This is a genomic window from Bacillus sp. 165 (assembly GCF_017742235.1).
In the GTDB taxonomy this organism is placed as follows: domain Bacteria; phylum Bacillota; class Bacilli; order Bacillales; family Bacillaceae_G; genus JAGHKQ01.
Genome location: NZ_JAGHKQ010000037.1, coordinates 1 through 755, shown reverse-complemented (window position 1 = coordinate 755; position 755 = coordinate 1). Strand labels below are relative to the sequence as shown.

Below are 755 nucleotides of genomic sequence, written 5' to 3'. Positions count from 1 at the left end.
CCACGGGACCATTGGTTGCGGGGACAGGATTTGAACCTGCGACCTTCGGGTTATGAGCCCGACGAGCTACCAGACTGCTCCACCCCGCGACGATATTGATTTTTTAAATTTATATGGTGGAGGATGACGGGCTCGAACCGCCGACCCCCTGCTTGTAAGGCAGGTGCTCTCCCAGCTGAGCTAATCCTCCACTATAATGGTGACCCGTACGGGATTCGAACCCGTGTTACCGCCGTGAAAGGGCGGTGTCTTAACCGCTTGACCAACGGGCCAGTTTTTAATGGCGGAGAGCAAGGGATTCGAACCCTTGATACGCTTGTGACGTATACACGATTTCCAATCGTGCTCCTTCGGCCTCTCGGACAGCTCTCCAATATGGCTCCGCAGGTAGGACTCGAACCTACGACCGTTCGGTTAACAGCCGAATGCTCTACCACTGAGCTACTGCGGAATAATAACCAGCCTAGCGACGTCCTACTCTCACAGGGACAAGGTCCCAACTACCATCGGCGCTGAAGAGCTTAACTTCCGTGTTCGGAATGGGAACGGGTGTGACCTCTTCGCCATCATCACTAGACCAATTTATCAGCGACAGGATTTATTCTATCAAAAGTCATAAATTCTGTCAAGAGAAAACTTCGTTCTCTCAAAACTAGATAACGTCATCATCTTGGTTAAGTCCTCGATCGATTAGTATCCGTCAGCTCCATACGTCGCCGCACTTCCACCTCGGACCTATCAACCTGATCATCTTT

At 51.3% G+C, this 755-nt stretch carries 5 tRNA genes and 2 rRNA genes; all 7 read right to left on the bottom strand.

From position 1 onward, the window contains the following. Positions 1–12: 12 nt before the first annotated feature. Positions 13–89, bottom strand: a tRNA-Met gene (locus J7Q84_RS18135). Between the two features lie 25 nt (positions 90–114). Next, a tRNA-Val gene (locus J7Q84_RS18130) sits at positions 115–190 on the bottom strand. Positions 191–197: 7 nt separating this feature from the next. Continuing rightward, positions 198–272 (bottom strand) — tRNA-Glu (locus tag J7Q84_RS18125). Positions 273–281: 9 nt separating this feature from the next. Continuing rightward, positions 282–372 (bottom strand) — tRNA-Ser (locus J7Q84_RS18120). 4 nt (positions 373–376) lie between these two features. Continuing rightward, positions 377–451, bottom strand: a tRNA-Asn gene (locus J7Q84_RS18115). A 10-nt stretch (positions 452–461) separates the two neighbouring features. Continuing rightward, positions 462–577 (bottom strand): 5S ribosomal RNA (rrf, locus tag J7Q84_RS18110). 93 nt (positions 578–670) lie between these two features. After that, positions 671–755, bottom strand: a 23S ribosomal RNA gene (locus tag J7Q84_RS18105); the annotation flags it as partial.